Origin of the sequence: Streptomyces sp. NBC_00273 (genome assembly GCF_036178145.1) — a bacterium.
Lineage (GTDB): Bacteria > Actinomycetota > Actinomycetes > Streptomycetales > Streptomycetaceae > Streptomyces.
In genome coordinates, this window is record NZ_CP108067.1 from 1,158,232 (window position 1) to 1,177,885 (window position 19,654).

Annotated in this window: 18 protein-coding genes; 8 read left to right on the top strand and 10 right to left on the bottom strand. The window is 72.3% G+C overall.

The window, feature by feature from the left end:
- Positions 1 to 24 precede the first annotated feature (24 nt).
- Both OG386_RS04870 and OG386_RS04875 read left to right on the top strand, forming a co-directional pair.
- Positions 25 to 804 (top strand): IclR family transcriptional regulator, encoded by a 780-nt coding sequence (locus tag OG386_RS04870; protein WP_328786915.1) that lies wholly within the window; start codon positions 25 to 27, stop codon positions 802 to 804.
- A gap of 136 nt (positions 805 to 940) precedes the next feature.
- On the top strand, positions 941 to 2,572 hold the full coding sequence (locus OG386_RS04875) for a sigma-70 family RNA polymerase sigma factor (RefSeq protein WP_328786916.1): 1,632 nt from the start codon (positions 941 to 943) through the stop codon (positions 2,570 to 2,572).
- A gap of 48 nt (positions 2,573 to 2,620) precedes the next feature.
- Here the strand turns inward: OG386_RS04875 and OG386_RS04880 are convergent, their stop codons facing one another.
- The 4 genes from OG386_RS04880 to OG386_RS04895 all read right to left on the bottom strand — a co-directional run bounded on the left by OG386_RS04880 (position 2,621) and on the right by OG386_RS04895 (position 5,917).
- Positions 2,621 to 3,484, bottom strand: a complete 864-nt coding sequence (locus OG386_RS04880) for an RNA polymerase sigma-70 factor (protein WP_328786917.1) — start codon at positions 3,482 to 3,484, stop codon at positions 2,621 to 2,623.
- 33 nt (positions 3,485 to 3,517) lie between these two features.
- The gene (locus OG386_RS04885) at positions 3,518 to 3,646 is read right to left on the bottom strand and encodes a hypothetical protein (protein ID WP_328786918.1); all 129 of its coding nucleotides are present in this window, start codon (positions 3,644 to 3,646) and stop codon (positions 3,518 to 3,520) included.
- Positions 3,647 to 3,674: 28 nt separating this feature from the next.
- The gene (locus OG386_RS04890; RefSeq protein ID WP_328786919.1) at positions 3,675 to 5,066 is read right to left on the bottom strand and encodes a glutamate decarboxylase; all 1,392 of its coding nucleotides are present in this window, start codon (positions 5,064 to 5,066) and stop codon (positions 3,675 to 3,677) included.
- Positions 5,067 to 5,188: 122 nt separating this feature from the next.
- Positions 5,189 to 5,917 carry a TioE family transcriptional regulator gene (locus OG386_RS04895; protein ID WP_328786920.1) on the bottom strand — a complete coding sequence of 243 codons (729 nt, stop codon included), beginning with the start codon at positions 5,915 to 5,917 and terminating at the stop codon, positions 5,189 to 5,191.
- A 58-nt stretch (positions 5,918 to 5,975) separates the two neighbouring features.
- On the opposite strand from OG386_RS04895, the gene OG386_RS04900 reads away from it, so the two are divergent.
- From OG386_RS04900 to melC2, 3 genes are all read left to right on the top strand, one after another.
- Entirely contained in the window at positions 5,976 to 7,229 is a 1,254-nt protein-coding gene (locus OG386_RS04900; protein WP_328786921.1) for an erythromycin esterase family protein, read from the top strand.
- Positions 7,230 to 7,450: 221 nt separating this feature from the next.
- Complete coding sequence (melC1, locus tag OG386_RS04905; protein WP_328786922.1) at positions 7,451 to 7,837, top strand: apotyrosinase chaperone MelC1; 387 nt, start codon at positions 7,451 to 7,453, stop codon at positions 7,835 to 7,837.
- The gene (melC2, locus tag OG386_RS04910; RefSeq protein WP_327381125.1) at positions 7,834 to 8,691 is read left to right on the top strand and encodes a tyrosinase MelC2; all 858 of its coding nucleotides are present in this window, start codon (positions 7,834 to 7,836) and stop codon (positions 8,689 to 8,691) included. The genes melC1 and melC2 overlap by 4 nt, the downstream gene beginning before the upstream one ends.
- Here melC2 and OG386_RS04915 read toward each other — a convergent pair.
- Together OG386_RS04915 and OG386_RS04920 are read right to left on the bottom strand one after the other, a co-directional pair.
- Entirely contained in the window at positions 8,637 to 9,350 is a 714-nt protein-coding gene (locus tag OG386_RS04915; RefSeq protein WP_328786923.1) for a response regulator, read from the bottom strand. The two genes, melC2 and OG386_RS04915, sit on opposite strands and share 55 nt — an antisense overlap.
- Positions 9,347 to 10,963 carry a sensor histidine kinase gene (locus tag OG386_RS04920; RefSeq protein WP_328786924.1) on the bottom strand — a complete coding sequence of 539 codons (1,617 nt, stop codon included), beginning with the start codon at positions 10,961 to 10,963 and terminating at the stop codon, positions 9,347 to 9,349. Before OG386_RS04920 ends, OG386_RS04915 begins: the two co-directional genes overlap by 4 nt.
- Positions 10,964 to 11,068: 105 nt before the next feature.
- Between OG386_RS04920 and OG386_RS04925 the strand changes: the two genes are divergently transcribed.
- The gene (locus tag OG386_RS04925; RefSeq protein ID WP_328786925.1) at positions 11,069 to 12,484 is read left to right on the top strand and encodes a cation:dicarboxylate symporter family transporter; all 1,416 of its coding nucleotides are present in this window, start codon (positions 11,069 to 11,071) and stop codon (positions 12,482 to 12,484) included.
- A 265-nt stretch (positions 12,485 to 12,749) separates the two neighbouring features.
- On the top strand, positions 12,750 to 14,522 hold the full coding sequence (locus tag OG386_RS04930) for a S8 family peptidase (RefSeq protein ID WP_328786926.1): 1,773 nt from the start codon (positions 12,750 to 12,752) through the stop codon (positions 14,520 to 14,522).
- 28 nt (positions 14,523 to 14,550) lie between these two features.
- Here the strand turns inward: OG386_RS04930 and OG386_RS04935 are convergent, their stop codons facing one another.
- The 3 genes from OG386_RS04935 to OG386_RS04945 all read right to left on the bottom strand — a co-directional run bounded on the left by OG386_RS04935 (position 14,551) and on the right by OG386_RS04945 (position 17,197).
- Positions 14,551 to 15,945 (bottom strand): alpha/beta hydrolase family protein, encoded by a 1,395-nt coding sequence (locus OG386_RS04935; protein WP_328786927.1) that lies wholly within the window; start codon positions 15,943 to 15,945, stop codon positions 14,551 to 14,553.
- A 124-nt stretch (positions 15,946 to 16,069) separates the two neighbouring features.
- On the bottom strand, positions 16,070 to 16,753 hold the full coding sequence (locus tag OG386_RS04940) for a (2Fe-2S)-binding protein (RefSeq protein ID WP_328786928.1): 684 nt from the start codon (positions 16,751 to 16,753) through the stop codon (positions 16,070 to 16,072).
- Between the two features lie 33 nt (positions 16,754 to 16,786).
- A complete protein-coding gene (locus OG386_RS04945) occupies positions 16,787 to 17,197 on the bottom strand; it encodes a VOC family protein (RefSeq protein WP_328786929.1) in 411 nt (136 codons plus the stop codon).
- Positions 17,198 to 17,737: 540 nt separating this feature from the next.
- Between OG386_RS04945 and OG386_RS04950 the strand changes: the two genes are divergently transcribed.
- Positions 17,738 to 18,424, top strand: coding sequence for a GNAT family N-acetyltransferase (locus OG386_RS04950; protein WP_150261243.1), 687 nt, complete (start codon positions 17,738 to 17,740; stop codon positions 18,422 to 18,424).
- 61 nt (positions 18,425 to 18,485) lie between these two features.
- On the opposite strand, the gene OG386_RS04955 is transcribed toward OG386_RS04950, so the two are convergent.
- Positions 18,486 to 19,514 carry a TolB family protein gene (locus OG386_RS04955; RefSeq protein WP_328786930.1) on the bottom strand — a complete coding sequence of 343 codons (1,029 nt, stop codon included), beginning with the start codon at positions 19,512 to 19,514 and terminating at the stop codon, positions 18,486 to 18,488.
- Between the last annotated feature and the right edge of the window lie 140 nt (positions 19,515 to 19,654).

A 19,654-nucleotide genomic window follows, 5' to 3' on the forward strand; every position in this document is an offset into this window, starting at 1 on the left:
CCCAGGCCAGGAGCGCTCGTGTCAATGGATGAGGCGGCAGCGGGAGGTCGTGCGGGGCGGACCTCCGCGGCCGGTTCCGCCCTGGAGAAGTCCCTGCGCGTTCTGGAGGCGGTGGCCGCACCCGGCGGCCCGCACCGCCTCGCCGATGTGACGGCGGCGGCCGCGGTGCCCAAGTCGAGCACCTTCCGCATCCTGGCCTCGCTGATCGAGCAGGGCTTCGTACGCCAGGAGGCCGACAGCCGGTACGGGGTGGGGCCGCGGCTGCGCGGGCTTTCCGCCCTGGTCGGCGCCGGGGAGCCGGCCAGCATCGGGCGCATCCTCGGCGAACTGGGGCGGGCCACCCGCCAGACGGTCCATCTGGCCCTGCACGGCGGGCGGACCATCACCTACATCCGCAAGCTGGAGAGCGAGGACCAGCCCATCCGGACGGCCTCCCGCGTCGGCATGCGCATGCCGCTGCACACGACCGCGATCGGCAAGAGCATCCTGGCCCTGCTGCCCGCCGAGGAGGTACGGGAACTGATCGACGCGACCGGGCTGCCGCGCCGGACGCCGCACACGCTCACGACCGCACGGGCCCTACAGGCCCAACTGGCGGCGGTCCGCGCCCGGGGCTTCGCCGTCGACGACGAGGAGAACGAGCCCACCATCCGCTGCATCGGCGCCGCGATCCTCGGTCCGGCGGGCCGGCCGGTCGGCGGGGTCAGCGTCACCACCGTCACGTTCCTGGTCTCCCGCGAGGAGATCGAGGCGTACGCGCCGGCTCTGCGCGCGGCCGCGGAGGCCCTGGCTCCGCTGCTGTGACCCCTGTTGGAGGGCCCCGGTGGAAGGCGCCGGAAACCCTTCGGGAAAATTCTTCCGGATAACTGTTATCGACGCCCCCGTCGACGGTCTCCCATGTATCGGGCATCATCGACCGCCGGTACGGACAGGGAATCACATGACTACTCAGCACACCGCAGCGCTCGTGGCAGCGGCGCGCGCGGGCGACCTGCGCGCGCAGGACGAGCTCGTCAGCACCCATCTCCCGCTCGTCTACAACATCGTCGGGCGGGCCCTCAACGGGTCCTGCGACGTGGACGACGTGGTGCAGGACACGATGCTGCGGGCGCTCGACGGGCTGGGCGGCCTGCGGGCGGACGAGAGCTTCCGGTCCTGGCTGGTGGCGATCGCGATGAACCGCGTGCGGGCGCACTGGCAGGCCCGGCAGAGCGGCTTCGGCGAGAGCACGCTGGAGGCCGCGAGCGACGTCGCCGACCCGGGTGCCGACTTCGTCGACCTGACCGTCGTCCGCCTCCAGCTCGCCGGACAGCGGCGCGAGACGGCCCGCGCCACCCGCTGGCTGGAGCCGGAGGACCGGGCGCTGCTGTCGCTGTGGTGGCTGGAGTGCGCCGGGGAACTGACCCGGGCCGAGGTGGCCAGTGCGCTGGAGCTGTCCCCGCAGCACACGGCGGTCCGGGTGCAGCGGATGAAGGCGCAGCTGGAGTCGGCCCGCGTGGTGGAGCGCGCGCTGGACACCCATCCGGCGTGCGAGGAGCTGCGGACCGTGATGGCGGGCTGGGACGGGCAGCCCTCGGCGCTGTGGCGCAAGCGAATAGCCCGGCACGCCCGTGAATGCGTACGTTGCTCCGGTCTGTGGAGCGGGCTGGTTCCGGCGGAGGGCCTGCTGGCCGGTCTGGCCCTGGTACCGGTCTCGGCGGCCCTGCTCGCAGGGGTCAAGACGGCGGGGACGGCCGGCTTCGCCCCCGCGAGCGTTGCCTTCGCCGAAGGTGTCGACGGGGGCTTCGGCGGTGGCTTCGACGACGCGGCGACCCAGCTCACCCCGGTGGCCGACGTGGGCGGCGGTGGCCGCGGCGCGCTGCGCAAGCGCCGGCAGGGCCGCCGCCGGGTGGTCGGCGGTGCGGTGCTCGCGGCCTGTGTCGCGGGCGGCGGGCTCGTGTACCTCGGGGGGCTGCCCGGTTCCGGTGACACCAAGGAGGGCGCCGCCGCGCCCGCGACCCCGCTGGCCGCGCTCTCGGCGACCGAATCAGCTGCTCCGCCCTCGGAGTCGGCCTCCCCCTCCGCGTCCCCCTCGCCCTCCGCGTCGGCCTCCGCCTCGCCGAGCCCGTCGGCGAGCCCGAGCCCGACGCAGTCCAAGAGCAAGTCCCCGAGCCCGAAGGCCTCGGCGGCCAAGCCGGCACCCGCCCCGCCGTCGGGCGTGGCCGGCCAGGTCGTGGCGCTGGTCAACAGCGAGCGGGCGGCGGCCGGCTGCGGCCCCCTCAAGGAGGACCCGCAGCTGCGTGCGGCGGCTCAGGGGCACTCCGACGACATGGCGTCCCGGGACTACTTCGACCACACCAGCCCCGACGGCAAGGACCCGGGCGACCGGACGACCGCGGCCGGCTACCGCTGGTCGACGTACGGGGAGAACATCGCGCGGGGCCAGCAGACGGCCCAGTCGGTCATGGACTCCTGGATGAAGAGCCCGGGCCACAAGGCGAACATCCTCAACTGCTCCTTCAAGGACATCGGCGTGGGCATCCACCAGGGCTCGGGCGGCCCCTGGTGGACCCAGAACTTCGGCGCGCGGTAGGAAGCGGTACGGAGCGGTCCCCCGGCCCGGCGGCGCCGAGCCCGCACGTCAGTGCCGCAGGCCCCGCAGCCCCCGCAGCTTCTCCGGGTTGACGGTGATGCGCAGCGCGGTGATCCGGCCGTCGGCGGCCTCGAAGGTCATGGCGCCGACGGTCGCGCTGTTGTGGACCAGCAGCAGGCCGGGCTCGCCATTAATCTCGGCGAGCCGCATCGCCCCGTCGCGGACCTCGGACTTGGCCAGGACGCCGAGCCACCAGCGGGCGACGTGGTCGGCTCCGTGCAGCGGACGGCGGGCGGCGGTGACGATGCCGCCGCCGTCGGCCCAGGAGACGACGTCGGGGGCGAGGACCGTGAGCACCTCGCCGAGGTCTCCGCCGAGGCAGGCCTGCCGGAACTTCTCGACGATCTCCCGCTGTTCGGCCGCCTTGGCGGTGAAGCGGGGGCGGCGGGACCGGACGTGTTCGCGGGCCCGGTGCGCGGATTGGCGGACGCTCGCCTCGGACTTCCCGACGACCCCGGCGATCTCGGCGTAGGAGTACCCGAACACCTCGCGGAGCATGAACACGGCGCGCTCGGTCGGGGTCAGGGTCTCCAGTACGACCAGGACCGCCATGGACACGGTGTCGGCGAGTTCGGCTTCCTCGGCGATGTCGGGCGAGGTGAGGAGGGGTTCGGGGAGCCAGGGTCCGACGTAGGCCTCGCGGACGACCTGGGCCGACCTGAGCCGGTTGAGGCTCAGGTTCGTGACGGTGCGCACCAGGTAGGCCCTGGGGTTCTCGACGGCAGTGCGGTCCGTGCGGTGCCAGGCGAGCCAGGCGTCCTGCACGATGTCCTCGGCGTCGGCGACGCTGCCCAGCATCCGGTAGGCCGTACCGAACAGCAGGCGCCGGTGCTCCTCGAAAGTCTCACTCATGATCACCACGGTGTCATTCGTGCACCCGGATGATCAAGGGATGTCCACCGGGTCAGCCTCCGGCAGTGCGCGCAGCCCTTCGACGCGGTCCGCGTGGCCCGGCGCCCAGCCGAGTTCGGCCCCGGCCCGGGCGTTGGACACGTACATGCCGGTCGTGACCATCCGGTGGGCGTGCACGCCCCGGCGCGGGTCAGTGGTGGAAGCCGGACCGGGGCGCGGCGGCCGGTTCGGGCGGGGGCGTGGCCGTCAGGTGTTCCACGGCCGCGCGCAGGTCGGTGACGAGCAGGGCCATCTGATCGCGGGTCACGCCGTGCCGGACGAGGACGCGTTGGATGACCGTGTCGTCGCGGTCGGCGGGCAGCGGGTACGAGGGCACCTGCCAGCCGCGCATGCGCAGCCGGTCGGAGAGGTCGTAGAGGTTGAAGGGGCTGGCGTCCGGGTCGGTGAGTGTGTAGGAGACGGCGGGCAGGGCGCCCTGGCCGTCGTAGAGGAGGGTGAAGGGGCCCATGTCGGCGATCTGCCGGGCGAGGTACTGGGCGGTGTCGGCGCAGGCCTCCTGGACCCGCCGGTAGCCGGCCCGGCCCAGGCGCAGGAACAGGTAGTACTGCGCGATGATCTCGCCGCCCGGCCGGGAGAAGTTGAGGGCGAAGGTCGGCATGTCGCCGCCGAGGTAGTCGACGTTGAAGACGAGGTCGGCGGGGAGCAGGTCGGCGGTGCGCCAGACGATCCAGCCGACTCCCAGCGGCGCGAGCCCGTACTTGTGGCCGGAGGTGTTGACGGAGGCGACGCGCTCCAGCCGGAAGTCCCACACCACGTCCGGGTGGAGGAAGGGCGCCACGAACCCGCCGCTCGCACCGTCCACGTGGATGGGGACGTCCCAGCCGTGCTCGGCCTGGATCCGGTCGAGCTCGGCGGCGATCTCGGCGACCGGCTCGTAGTCGCAGGTGTACGTGACGCCGAGGATGGCGACGACGCCGATGGTGTTCTCGTCGACGTGCTCGGCGAGCTGATGAGCCTGCAGGCCGGTGGCGCCGGCCTCGATCGGGACCTGTCGCAGTTCGACGTCGAAGTAGCGGGCGAACTTCTCCCAGCAGATCTGGACCGGGCCGCACACCAGGTTGGGTCGGTCGGTGGAAAGGCCCGCGGCGCGGCGGCGCTCGCGCCAACGCCATTTGAGGGCGAGGCCGCCGAGCATGGCGGCCTCGCTGGAACCGGTGGTGGAGCAGCCGGCCGCGGTGGTGCCGGCGGGGGCGTTCCACAGGTCGGCCAGGATGTTGACGCAGCGGGACTCGATCTCGGCGGTCTGCGGGTACTCGTCCTTGTCGATCATGTTCTTGTCGAGGCAGACGTTCATCAGGCGGTGCACGCCCTCGTCCGACCAGGTGGTGCAGAAGGTGGCCAGGTTCTGGGCCGCGTTGCCGTCCAGGAGCAGCTCGTTGCGGAGCAGTTCGTAGACGACCTCGGTGGGCGAGTGGTCCTCAGGAATCCTGTACTTGGGGAGGATCTGGCCGCTCAGCGTGGACGTGAACACGTCCGTGTCGGCGTCCTGGGCGCGTACGTCCTTCGTCTCATGAAGAGCCATATCGGGACTATAGACATAAAAAGGACTATGGCCGGGCAGGACGGACAGGGGCGCGGGCCGGGACCCGGACCGGGCCCGGCGGTTCGAGCGCCGCCGCGTCCCGTTCCACCCGCTCGCGGCGGTCAGTCGCGGGCCTGGAGGTACCTGTCCAGTTCGGCCGCGCCCGCCAGCAGGGCGCGGCCGCGGGCGGAGAGGCGGGCGCGCCAGGCGGTCAGGGCGGACTCCAGGGGTGCCAGGCCGCCCGCCGTGCGGACCTGCGCGAGCAGGGGGGCGATCTGTTCCAGCAGGTGGCCGCCGCGGCGGAGTTGGTGGGCCAGGCGGGCGTCCCGGACGTCGGCCTCGCCGTACACGCGGTACCCGGTCAGCGGGTCGCGGCGCGGGCGGACCAGCCCGGCGCGTTCCCATGCGCGCAGGGTCGCGGGCCGGAGACCGAGTTCGCGGGCGAGCGGCCCGATGAACGTGGCGCCGGACGTGGCTCCCGGCTCGAATGCCGCACCGGTGGGCGCCAGGGCGCGCAGGGCGTTCTCCACGGCTTCGAGGGTCCGCCGGTCGGCGAGGAGTTCGGCGTGGGTCCCGTCGATGAGGCGGAAGGCCTCCTCGGCCGCGCCCTCGTTCACGGCCCGCATGATCGATGCCGCCGTCCGGTGCCCGTGGCCCGGTACGAGGGCGAGGAACGCGGCCAGCGCGCGTGCGTGCAGCGGAGTGTAGGTGCGGTAGCCCTGGGCGGTCCGGTCCGAGGCCGGGAGGATGCCGGCCTCCTCGTAGTTCCTGATCGCTTGCGTGGACAGACCGTGCACGCGCGCCAGGTCGACCGGCCGAAGCCGTCGGCCGCTTTGAAGGTTTTGGGTCACGAATCCCACGATAGAGCGGAAAAGTTTCCACCGAAGGTTCAACGATAGCGTTGAAGGCATGCTCACCGACATCAAGGACATCGCCCGCGCCGTCGACGCCGCCACCGTGAGGGAACCGTTCGCGGCCCCACCGCGGCTGCTCGCCCTCGGCGAGCCCACCCACGGCGAGGACACCCTGCTCGAAGTGCGCAACGAGCTCTTCCGGCAGCTCGTCGCGCAAGGGGGCTACCGGACGATCGCGATCGAGAGCGACTGCCTGGCGGGCCTGCTGGTCGACGCGTACGTCACCTCGGGCACCGGCAGCCTCGACGAGGTCATGGAGCGCGGCTTCAGCCACGGGTTCGGCGCATCGGCCGCCAATCGCGAACTCGTCCGCTGGATGCGGGCGTTCAACGAGGGCCGGCCCGCGCCCGAGCGGCTCCGCTTCGCCGGGATCGACGGCCCGTTGGAGATGGCGGGCGCCGCGAGTCCCCGGCAGGCCCTCACCGCGCTCCACGACCACCTCGCCCGCCACGTCGACGCCGAGCTGCTCCCCTGCACCGCGCAGACGCTCGACCGCCTGCTCGGCGCCGACGACCGGTGGACCGAACCCGCCGCGATGCTGGACCCGGCCCGGTCCACGGGGCGGTCCGCCGAGGCCCGGGAGCTACGGCTGCTCGCCGATGACCTGGTGGCGCTGCTGGAGGAGCAGGCGCCGCACCTGGTCGCCGCGACTTCCCCGGAGGACCTGGACCGGGCCCACCTGTACGGACGCACTGCCACCGGCCTGCTGCACTACCACCACTGGATGGCCGACACCTCGGCGGCCCGCATGACCCGGCTGGTGGGCCTGCGGGGCCGGATGATGGCCGACAACCTCCTCGCCCTCGCCGCCCGGGGCCCGGTCCTCGTCCACGCCCACAACGCCCACCTCCAGCGGGAGAAGAGCGCGATGCGGATGGGCGGCAGGCCTCTGGAGTGGTGGAGCGCCGGTGCGCTGGTGAGCGCCCGGCTCGGCAGGGAGTACGCCTTCGTGGCCACGGCCGTCGGCACGATCCGGCACCGGGGAGTGGACGCGCCGCCGCCGGACACCCTCGAAGGCCTCCTGTACGCACTCCCGGACGACCGCTGCTTCGTCGACGCCCGTCGGCTGGCCGCCTCCCTGGGCGACGCACCGGCGCCGGCACCCCGGGTCTCCCCCTGGTTCGGCTACGCCCCGCTCGATCCGGCCCACTTGGCCACGATCGACGGGGTCGTGTTCATCAAGGATCTTCCGGAGGTCCCGGCCGCATCCACCCCGGAGTCACCCGGTACGCCCTCGAACCGAGCCTGACGCTCTGCTTCCAGCCGACTCTGCAGTGTGATCCCGCACATAGCGCCCCCCTCACTCAGAAGAAATTACTGTCGGGTAGGCTTTGTCCCGCAGATCTTCCCGTCCGGACCCCCGGAGCCGCTCCGGACGGGAAGATCATCTAATTTGTTCTACCGGCAACTTATCGCTGCATGTCCGGATACAGGCCAACCCCCGCCCGAGCCCTGATACCTCTTCGAACCATGAAGAAGATCACTCGCCGTCAGGCCTTGGGGACAACTGCCGGTGCCCTCACCGTCCTTGGCCTGACCGCTGCTGCCGCGGGCGCCACGAACGCCGCCGCGACCCCCACCGAGCCCACCACCCCGGGCACGGTCGACGAGGTCTACCAGGGCCGTCGCATCCAGATCACCGCCGGCGGGGGCAGCCACCACGGCGGCCACCACTCGCCCGGCCAGCCCACCGTCCGAATAGACGGCAGGGAGCTGCACGTCATGCGCAACGCCGATGGCACCTGGATCAGCGTCATCAACCACTACGAGACCTTCGCCGACCCGAAGCTGCTCGCGCGCGCGGCCGTCCGCGATCTCCAGGGCGCCGCCCTCGTTCCCTTCGGAGGTGCGGCATGACCGTCCGCAAGAACCAGGCCACGCTGACCCCCGAGGAGAAGCGCGCCTTCACCTCGGCGCTGCTGGAGCTCAAGCGCAACGGCAGCTACGACCGCTTCGTCACCACCCACAACGGCTTCATCATGAGCGACACCGACTCGGGCGACCGCGTCGGCCACCGCTCCCCCTCCTTCCTGCCGTGGCACCGGCGCTTCCTCTTGGAGTTCGAGGAGGCGCTGCAGAAAGTGGACGCCAGCGTGGCGCTCCCGTACTGGGACTGGACCGTGGACCGGACCTCTCGCGCCTCCCTCTTCGCCGCCGACTTCCTCGGCGGCACCGGGCGGGCCCGCGACGGGCAGGTCATGGACGGACCGTTCGCGTACGCGACGGGCAGGTGGAACATAAACGTGCGGGTGGACGGGCGCGCCTACCTGCGCCGTGACCTCGGCGCGGCCGTCGCCCAGCTGCCGACGAAGGCCGAGGTGGACGCCGTACTCGCCATGCCGGTCTACGACATGGCGCCCTGGAACAGCTCCTCCAACGGCTTCCGCAACAACCTGGAGGGCTGGCGCGGGGCCAACCTGCACAACCGGGTGCACGTGTGGGTCGGCGGGCAGATGTCCACCGGGGTCTCCCCCAACGACCCGGTGTTCTGGATGCACCACGCCTTCATCGACAAGTTGTGGGCCGACTGGCAAGCCAAGCACCCCCAGTCCACGTACCTGCCGGGTGCGGGCACGCAGAACGTCGTCGACCTGAACGACACCATGCGGCCCTGGAACAACGTGACCCCGGCGGACATGCTGGACCACCGGAAGTTCTACACCTTCGACACCGAACCGGCGGCCGCACCCGCCGCCGCCAGCCAGCGGTAGTGCAGTTCGGGGCGGCCGACCTGGCCGTACCGGGGGGTGCGGTCCGCGCGGCCGGTGTCCACCAGGTGCTCCAGGTAGCGGCGGGCGGTGATCCGGGAGATCCCGGCCGCCTCGGCCGCCCCCGCTGCGGTCAGCCCCTCGGGCGCCGACCGCAGTAGCGCGGCGACCCGGTCCAGGGTCGGCGCGCTCAGCCCCTTGGGGAGCTCGGCCGGGCGGGGCGCGCGCAGGGCCGCCATCGCCCGGTCGACGTCGTCCTGGCCGGCCGCCTCGCCCGCCGTCTGGCGGAACTCGGCGTACCGCAGGAGCCGTTCGCGCAGGGTGGGGAACGCGAACGGCTTCAGTACGTACTGGACGACGCCGAGGGATACGCTCTCGCGGACCACGGCCAGGTCCCGCGCGGAGGTCACCACGATCACGTCGACGGGATGTCCGGCGGCGCGCAGCCCGCGCGCGAAGCGCAGGCCGTGTCCGTCGGGCAGGCCGAGGTCCAGGAGCAGCAGGTCGACGCCGGTCCGCTCCAGGAACCGGGTGGCCTCGGCGAGCGAGTGGACGGCGCCGACGGCGGTGAAGCCGGGCACCCGGCCGATGTAGAGCGCGTGCGCGTCGGCGGCCACCGGATCGTCCTCGACGATCAGTACGCGCACCTCGCCCCCGTTCATCGCCGGCCTCCCGGGTCCGCAACCGGTGCGGGCACGATCGGCAGCCGGACCGTGAACTCCGCGCCACCGCCCGGACCCTGCGCGGCGACCACCGCGCCGCCGTAGCGCTCCACCACTTGCCGGACCAGTGCGAGGCCGAGGCCGCGGCCCTCGCCCTTGCCGGACCAGCCCCGGCGGAACACGTCCACCCCCTCGGGCAGTCCGGGTCCGTTGTCCGCGACCCGCAGCAACAGCTCGTCCGACTCGGGCCGCAGCGTCACCGCGATCCGGGCCCCCGGTACGGCGGTGAGCGCGTCGACCGCGTTGTCGATGAGGTTGCCGAGCACGGTGACCAGGTCCCGGGCCGGCGGCAGCCCGCCCCCTTCGGCGAGGCTGCGGCTGTCGGCGGTGACGACCAGCTCGACGCCCCGTTCGTGTGCCTGGGCGGCCTTGCCCAGCAGCAGCGCCACCAGCACCGGCTCCCCCACCGCGGTGACCACCTCGTCGGTGAGGGCCTGGGCGAGTTCCAGCTCGGCGGTGGCGAAGTCGACCGCCTCGTCCGCACGACCGAGTTCGATGAGCGAGACCACGGTGTGCAGTCGGTTGGCCGCCTCGTGGGCCTGGGAGCGCAGCGCCTGGGTGAAGCCCCGCTCGTGGTCCAGTTCGCCGGTCAGCGCCTGCAGTTCCGTGTGGTCGCGCAAGGTGACCACGGTACCCCGGCGGCCGCCGCCCGCGACCGGCGAGCTGTTGACCACCAGCACCCGGTCCGCGGTCAGGTGCACCTCGTCCACCCGGGGCCGGTCCGAGAGCAGGGCCCCGGTGAGCGGGGCCGGCAGACCGAGGTCGGCGACCCCGGTGCCGGTGACCTCCCCCGGCAGACCCAGCAGTTCACGTCCGGCGTCGTTGATCAAGGTGATCCGGCGCTGCCCGTCGAGCATCAGCAGCCCCTCGCGGACCCCGTGCAGGGCCGCCTGGTGGTAGTCGTACATCCGGCTGAGCTCTGCCGCGTTCATTCCATGAGTGTGGCGGCGGAGCCTCGCGTTGACGACGTACGTGCCCACGCCGCCGAGGGCTAGCGCGCCGCCCGCGACCCAGGCGAGGGCGGAGAGCTGCGCGGCGAGCCGGTCACTGATGGCGCGGACGGTGATCCCCGCGCTGACCAGGCCGATGATCCGGCCCTCGTCCTGGAGCGGGGTGACCACGCGGATGGAGGGGCCGAGGGTGCCGGTGTACGTCTCGCTGAAGGTCTCGCCGCGCAGCGCGGGGGCGGTGTTGCCCATGAATTGCTCGCCGATCCGGCGCGGGTCGGGGTGCGTCCAGCGCCGCCCCTCGGGAGACATGATCGTCACGAAGGCCACGCCGGAGTCCTCGCGGACCCGCTCGGCGTAGGGCTGGAGCCCGACGGACGGGTCGATCCCGCGCGCCGCTCCCCGTACGGCCTCACGCACGGACGGCGAGTCGGCCACCGCTCGGGCAACGGCCCCGGCCTGACGCCGGGCGGCCTCCTCGGCCTGGCCCCGGGCCGTGGCGTACGCGAAGACGGCGCAGCCCGCGACGACCACGGCGACCAGCAGCACCTGCATGGCGAAGAGCTGGCCGGCGAGGCTGCGCGGGGGGCGGGGGAAACGGAACATGGCGCTCAGTGTGCACCGGGTCGTGAACTCAATGAACGCAAGGGTGACCGGGGTCACAAGCCTGGGCGATGGTCTCCCCGAACGTAATCACCACCGGGAGGCATCGTGGCCGCCAGACGCGACAGAACGCACTATCTCTACATCGCGGTGATCGGCGCGGTGCTGCTCGGCATCGCCGTCGGCTTCGCCGCCCCCGGCGTGGCCGTGGAGCTCAAACCGCTGGGCACCGGTTTCGTCAACCTCATCAAGATGATGATCTCGCCCGTGATCTTCTGCACGATCGTGCTGGGCATCGGATCCGTGCGCAAAGCCGCCAAGGTGGGTGCCGTGGGCGGGCTCGCCCTCGGCTACTTCATGGTCATGTCCACGGTGGCCCTGGCCATCGGACTACTGGTCGGCAACCTCCTGGACCCCGGCAGCGGGCTGCACCTGACCGAGGCGGCGCGCAGCGCGGGCGAGGCGCAGGCCAAGGCGGGCGGGGCCGAGAGCACGCCGGAGTTCCTGCTCGGGATCATTCCGACCACGCTCGTGTCCGCCTTCACCGGCGGCGAGGTGCTGCAGACGCTGCTGGTGGCGCTGCTCTGCGGATTCGCGCTCCAGGCCATGGGCGCGGCGGGCGAGCCGGTGCTGCGGGGCATCGGGCACGTCCAGAAGATGGTCTTCCGGGTACTCGCGATGATCATGTGGGCGGCTCCGGTGGGCGCCTTCGGGGCGATCGCGGCGGTGGTCGGCGCCACCGGCATCGACGCGCTGAAGTCCCTGGCCGTCATCATGATCGGCTTCTACACGACCTGCCTGCTCTTCGTGTTCGTGGTCCTGGGGACGCTGCTCCGGGTGTGCACCGGGGTCAGCGTCTTCGCCCTGCTGCGCTATCTGGGCCGGGAGTTCCTGCTGATCCTCTCGACCTCCTCCTCCGAGTCGGCGCTGCCCCGGCTGATCGCGAAGATGGAGCACCTGGGGGTCTCCCGACCGGTCACCGGGATCACCGTGCCGACCGGATACTCCTTCAACCTGGACGGGACGGCCATCTATCTGACGATGTCCTCGCTGTTCGTCGCCGAGGCGATGGGCAAGCCGCTGGCGCTGGGCGAGCAGATCTCGCTCCTGCTGTTCATGATCATCGCCTCGAAGGGCGCGGCCGGGGTCACCGGCGCGGGCCTGGCCACCCTCGCCGGCGGACTGCAGTCGCACCGGCCGGAACTGGTCGACGGCGTCGGCCTGATCGTGGGCATCGACCGGTTCATGAGCGAGGCCCGGGCCCTGACGAACTTCGCGGGCAACGCGGTCGCCACGGTGCTCATCGGGACGTGGACGAAGGAACTCGACCACGCACGCGCCCGCGAAGTCCTCGCAGGACGGCTGCCGTTCGACGAGAGCACGTTGGTGGACGACGGGCACGGGGCACCGCAGCAGGACGCACCCGCGCAGTCCGCCGCGGCCGACGGCTCCGACGGCTCCAATGGAACCCCGAGTTCCGTACCGCAGCCCTCGGTCACCCCCAAGGACGGGGTGCCGGTCTAGCCGGTACGCCCCCACGGGCCGACCGGGCAGGGCTCGCCCCCACGGTGCCCAGCCCGGTCGGCCCGCCGCATTCTCCGCACTTGCACCCATAGTCGGTATTCGGCCACCGATATCCGAACCCCCCGGCTGTAAAAGGTACTTCCGTAACAGGCTGTGTGCATGACATCTTGCGTCCACCACTCGTTTCGTTCGACCCGGCCTGACCACCGGGTCTTCGGAGGACGCATTGATACCCCACATATCCAGCCGACCTCGACGTACCCTCGTGCTGGCCGCCACGCTCGGCGCGGCACTCGCCTTCGGGGCCCCGGCCGCGCTCGCCGGCACGGCCCCCGTCTCGCCGGGCGGCTCCTCGGCCCCCGCCCCCGCGGCGGCCCCCAAGGCTGCGGCCCCGACTTCCCAGAGTGCGACCTGGGTTGCCGGTACCCGTGCCTACCTCGTGATCACCGCTCCCGGTGACACCACGGCGGTGCGGGGCGCCGTCACCGCCAACGGCGGCACGGTGTTCCAGTACTACGACGCGATCGGCGTGATCGTCGCCCACTCCGCGTCCGGTACCTTCGCCACCACCATGCGCGGTGTGAGCGGCGTCCAGCAAGTCGGCGCCACCCGCACCTCGGACGTGCCGGCGGACGCCTACAACCCGGCGCTGCCCGCCAACCCGACGCAGGCCACGACGCCTTCGGGCGAGCCGGTCCGCGCGGACATGACCCAGATCAAGGCCGACCAGGCCTGGGCCGTGACCACCGGTTCCGCCTCCGTCAAGGTCGGCATCCTGGACACCGGTGTGGACGACCAGCACCAGGACCTGGCCCCGAACTTCAACGCGGCGGACTCCGCCTCCTGTGCCTACGGCAAGCCGGACACCCGCACGGGCGCCTGGCGGGACGTCGGCACCCACGGCACGCACGTGGCCGGTACGGTCGCGGCCGCCAAGAACGGCAAGGGCGTCATCGGCGTGGCCCCGGGCGTGAAGATCTCCTCGGTGCGCATCGCCGAGCCGGGCTCCTCGCTCTTCTTCGCCGAGAACACGGTCTGCGGCTTCATGTGGGCCGGTGACCACGGCTTCAAGGTCACCAACAACAGCTACTACACGGACCCGTGGCAGTTCAACTGCCCGGACAACGCCGACCAGGCCGCGATCATCGAGGGCGTCAAGCGCGCCCAGGAGTACGCCGAGGGCAAGGGCTCGCTCCAGGTCGCAGCAGCCGGTAACTCCAACATCGACCTGGCCAACAAGACGACCGACACCGAGAGCCCGAACGACTCGACGCCGGTCACCCGCACCATCACCAACGCCTGCCTGGACATCCCGACCGAGCTCCCGGGCGTGGTCACGGTCTCGGCGATGGGCACCACCGCGAAGGCCTCGTACTCCAACTACGGCCTGAACGTCGTCGACGTGACGGCCCCCGGCGGCGACACCGTCGGCATCTACAGCACCCAGCCGGGCGGCAAGTACGGCACCATGAGCGGTACGTCGATGGCGTCCCCGCACGTCGCCGGTGTGGCGGCCCTGCTGGCCAGCACCAACCCGGGCATCACCCCGGCGCAGCTGCGCGACAAGCTGGCCACCCAGGCCAACGACGTCGCCTGCCCGTCGGACAGCCGCTGCAAGGGCACCACGGCGAAGAACGGCTTCTTCGGCGAGGGCCAGGTCGACGCGCTGAAGGCCGTCGGCAGCACCCCGCCGCCCGGCAAGTACTTCGAGAACACCGGTGACGTCGCCATCGGCGACAACACCACGGTGGAGAGCCCGATCACCGTCAGCGGTGTCACCGGCAACGCCCCGGCCACCCTCAAGGTGGGCGTGAACATCGTGCACACCTACATCGGTGACCTGAAGGTCGACCTGGTCGCGCCGGACGGCACCGTCTACACCGTGCACAACCGCGCGGGTGGCAGCACCGACAACATCAACCAGGTCTACACCGTGAACGCCTCCTCCGAGGTCGCCAACGGCACCTGGAAGCTGCGGGTCAACGACAACGCCGGCGGCGACACCGGCAAGGTCGACTCCTGGAACCTGACCTTCTAGGAGGTCCTCCGGAAGCTCTGGACGGGGGCTAGCGCTGGAGCACGTCGGCGAGCCAGTCGAAGACGACGTCGCAGTGCTGCTGCGGGGCCATCGGGGAGCAGTGCAACTGCGCCCCGGTGGCCTCCGTCAGTTTCACGTACTCCCGGCGCGTGCGCAGGAGGTCGTACATCTGCTGCGGCTGGCCCGGGTAGAACAGCTCGAAGTCGTAGTCCAGGACCAGCGTCGGGGCCTTGATCCTCCCGACCACCTTGGTGATGTCGAGGCCCATGGCCACCTGCGCCGGGGTCCACACGTCCGTGAGCACGACGCCCTCGCGGGCCTGGCGCAGTGCCTGCCCGTCGAAGATCTCGAAGCGCTTTTTGACGGTGAAGGCGAGCTCCGGCGTCAGCTCCGGGACGACCTCCTCGTTCCAGACCCGGTTGGTCTCCTCCTTGTCGGGGGTGACGATGGCGCGCAGCTCCGCGTCGAATCCCAGCCAGGGGCTGACGCAGCCCGGCTGGCAGGCGACGGCGGCGAGCCGGTGTTCGAAGGCGGCGGCGCGGGCGACCAGGTTGCCGCCCATGCTGAGGCCGGTGAGCGCGATCCGGCCGCTGTCCACGTCCTTGCGGCGCTCCAGCCAGTCGATGAGCGGGCCGACCACCTTCTCCCAGCGGGTGGTGAAGGGGATCTCCTCGACGAACAGCAGCTGCCCCTGGCCGGGTCCGTCGTACACGAGGGCGTTCCAGCCCCGGCCGAGGGCGGCGGCCACGCCGTAGGTCCACATGTCGAGGTTCTGGCCGTCGCTGCCGTTGGTGAGGATCACGGTGGGGCGCGGCTCGGCGGGACCGTCCGGGCGGAAGAACCAGACCGGCAGGTGGGTCTTGCCGTACGGGACCTTCGCGCGGACGGCGGCCGGTGAGCAGAGCTCGGCGAAGGTGTCCCAGGCTCCGCGCCCGGCCAGGTAGACGGCCTCCTCGTCACCGGGGTGGTCGGTGCCGAGCACGTAGAAGAGCGCCTGCGCGTAGTACTGGGCGGCGCGCAGGGACCGGAAGCGGCGGGTCTGCGAGGGGGCCCCGTGGCCGTGGCGGCCGGCGGCCGGGGGCGCGGCGAGCCGGTCCCCCCAGGCGCGGAAGGTGTCGCTGAACGTCTGCTCGGACAGGCCCGCCGCGTTGATGGCGTTGACCGCGGTCAGCACCTCGCCCACCTCGGAGGCGCGCATGCCGGCGGCGCCGAGCGCGAGCAGGCCCGCGAAGTTGAAGCCGGGATCGTCGAAGAGCTTCATCGCTCCGGGTGTGGGATCCACGGCCTTGGCGGACGGCTTCGGCGCGGCGGCTGCGGTGCGGGCCCCGCCCCCGACGGCGAGCGCCCCGGCCCCCGCGGCGAGCCCGGTCAGGGCTGCGCGGCGGGTGAGTGCGGAGGGCTGGTGCGGTGTACGAGCGGTCATGCAGCGGACCGTACGCGGGGCCCGTGGCGGGCCGGGGCGAGGCGCGCCCTCCCTTGCTCCGAACGGCCGCGCGCGCCGACCGGGGCCGTCGGACCGCCTGTCGGGCCGTTTGCCGGGCCGTCCGTCAGCCCGTCCGCCGCCCGGTCCGCAGCACGCAGTCGCCGCAGAGCCCGCCTCCGGGGACCTGGTAGTAGAGGCAGCAGCTGCGCCGTACGAACGCCACCCCGAGCCCCTCCTCGTGGATGAAGGTGCCGGTGCCCGCCAGGGCTCCGCCGTCGGCCAGCAGGGCGCCCGCCAGCTCCACGGCCGCGCCGCCCGGCACCCGGTCGATCAGCACGCGCAGCGCCCCGACGAGCCCGGACGCCGCGTTCCCCCGCAGGACCTTCGGCGAGACCCCGAAGCGCTCGCGCAGGCCCTCGTCGAGCACCGCCAGGTTCGCCAGGACGTTCTCCCCGAGCGCCTCGGCCGGCAGGCCGGGGGCGGGCTCGGGCAGCCACAGCTGGAGCGATCCCGCGTCCGGCATCCGCCACCACACCCGGTCGGCGGCCAGGTCCGGCACCCGGCCCGCCAGTGCCGCGCAGCCGAGCCCCAGGGACCAGAGCCGGGAGACGATCCCGAACTGTGCGGTCGAGGCGGCCACCCGGCCCGGTCCGGTGCCGATCCGCCGGCCCACCTCGGCCACGTACGGCCCGAGCTGCTCCCCGTACAGCGCGGTGAGCGGCCGGAAGCCGGGGCCGGGGGGTTCCTGCCCGTAGGGGACCGTGAAGAAGGGTCCTACGGCGGCCAGTCGCCGCAGTACGTCGTCCATACCCGAAATGATCTCAGCGGCGCGGGGCCCGGGTCAGGCCGGGTCCGGGGTCGCCCCTTCGAGGACCTCCAGGTAGTGCGGGTTGCGCATGATGCCGAGCACGTTGCCGAAGGGGTCGGTGACGGCCGCCGTGACGAAGCCGGCGTCGCCGTGCGCGGTCACCGGCTGGTACTCCGTCGCCCCCAGGTCCAGGAGCCTCGCGCGGACCGCGGGAAGATCGTCGACTGCCCAGTACGCCACCGCGCCGCCCGGGTCCTTCGCCGCGGCCGGCGGGGCGTAGCGGCGGTCGACGATGCCCAGCTCGTGCTGGTAGTCACCGATGCGGAACTCGGCGTATCCGGGCCGCTCGAAGTACGGGGCGATCCCGAGGAGCTCGGTGTACCAGGCCGTCGCGGCCTCCAGGTCGTCGGCCCAGAAGTTGATCGTCGCAAAACCTCGCAGCATGAACGCCCTCCTCGACGGACGGAAGCACCGCTCCGACTCTACGGCGGCCCTGCGGGGGCCGTACCGGACCCGGGTGGCGCAGTCGTACCCCTCCCGTGGTCGGACCGCTCACGGACACACCACCGACGGCCATGCGTTCGACGGCTGCGCGGACCGGCGAAACGGCGGCCCCGTCCGCGGGACCTCCGACTGGGGCTCCGCCCGGGAGCACCCGACTCCATCCGCATCACCGCAGGTCAGACATGATCGCACGGCAGTCGGAGGCGGCCGGGGCGGCCGTCTGGGGGGCCCACGCCGTGCGGTTGAAGGGATGTCCGTCGATCATGATTACGGGCCCTCCGGGGCCGGGACCCAAGTCCCCGGAAATCAGTGTCGCGCCATTGCCAAATTGGGGGTTCATGAGAGGACTTTAAGGAGCTACATTGAGCCACTCGCGTTCACCTGACAGCCGGTTGCCTTTCACTCGTGTTTTGCACGGGGGGCGACGTCATGGACGCAGACTGTGCAACCACCCCACCGCCCAGAAGGACCGAAGGCTCCGTGCCCGTACCCGTACACCTCGCGGGCCGCACCGTGCGGCTCGAGCCCCTCGCCCCCCACCACACCGAGGCTCTGGCCGTGGCCGGGGCCGAGGATCGTACGACTTACGCCTTCACTCCCGTGCCCCACGGTGTGCAGGCGTCACACGAGTACATCGAACGTGCCCTCGCCGATCAGGCAGCGGGTCGATCGCTCCCGTTCGCGGTGGTCAGAGCCACCGACGGGCGGGTCGTCGGTTCGACCCGGTTCCTGGAACTCGACTACTGGCAGGGGCCTCTGGTCTGGCCCGCCGTGCCCGGAGTCCCGTTCGGCGATCCGGCGACGGCGATCCCCGATGCCGCCGAGATCGGCAATACCTGGCTGTCCCCGGGCGCCCAGGGAACCGGCATCAACACCGAGGCGAAGCTGCTCATGCTCCGCCATGCCTTCGAGACCTGGGGGGTGCGGCGCATCTCGCTGCGCGCGGACGCGCGCAACGGCCGGTCGCGGGCCGCCATGGAACGTCTGGGCTTCACCTGCGAGGGGGTCCGCCGGGCCCATTCGCGGGGCCTCGACGGCGCCGTCCGCAGTACTGCCTTCTACTCGATCCTCGACGAGGAGTGGCCGGCCGTGCGGTCGATCATCGAGCTGAGGCTGTCGGCGGGCGCGCAGCGCAAGCGGCGCCGCAAGACCCTGATCCCCGCGTAACCGCGTCCAGCCGGACCACAGAACGGAAGGCGCTCCCGCCCCGGCCCTCGCCGCGGCCTCCTCAGCCGAGGAAGGCCGGGGCGAGGGCCGAGTCCATGAGCCGGGCGGGGGCGCCGCTCCCGTCGGCCGGTACGGCGTACAGGTCGGCGCCGAAGTCCCCCGGCAAGGCGTAGACGACGGTCCGGTCATCCGTCCACACCACCTGGTCGTCCACGCTGCGCTCCTCGGCGAGCGGGGTCTCGGCTCCGGAGGCCAGGTCCAGGGCGTACAGCCGCCACGGCGCTTCGGCCGGCAGGCCCGCCACGCGCTTCTTGAAGACCACCCGGGTCCCGTCCGGTGACAACGACGGGCACTCGACGTTCTCGCGCAGGGTGGTCACGGTGCGTTCGCCCAGGTCCCCGCGGACCAGGTGGGTCCGGCCGCCGGTGGCGAGGGTCGCGTAGAAGGTCCGCTCGTCGGCGGCGAAGGTGACCCCCCAGAAGTTGACGTCGGCGCTGCGGTACGGCTTGCCGTCCTTCAGGATCGTGAAGTCCTCCAGCGAGGCGTCGAGCGTGCCGGTGCGCAGGTCGAGCACCGAGGTCCGCGTCGAGAAGTTCGTACCCGCGTACGAGTCCCCGCCGACGAAGACGGTCCAGGCGGCGAGGTGCCCGCCCGGCGAGACCCGGGCCCGGGTGGGCAGACCGCCCAGCGGGTGGGCGGACACCTCCTTCAGTCCGGCGTCGAGGACGACGGCCCGGTAGCCCTCCTGGACCCCGCCGCGGTCCGCCTGGAGGCAGATCCCGGTGCCCCGGGCCGCGTGGAAGCGCAGGCAGCTCACCCCGGACGCGGTACGGGCCCCCTGTGGCGCGCCGGCCAAGACCGTGGTGAGCTCGTCCCGGTGCGGCCCCCAGGCCATGTTGCGGAAGGCGATCCGGCGGCCGCCGTCGCCCGGCGCCAGCGAGACCGCGCCCGGGGCGACCGGCGGCCCGCCCGGCCGGGCGCGGTCCTTCTCGTCGGCGCGGGAGGAGGCCCGCACGACGGCGAGCACGCCCACGGCCGCGAGCAGGGCCACGGCGGTGACCAGGATCAGGATCCGGCGCTGGAGCGTCATGGGATGACTCCGGGGCGGGGTGGGGTTCCGGGGGCGGCGCGGGGGCACCATACCCAGCGACCTGCACAAGAGCCAGGCACGGAGGGGGGGCGGGTCCGTGAACTCCACCGGGCGCACGGGCGCCGGGCAATGGCCTCCCC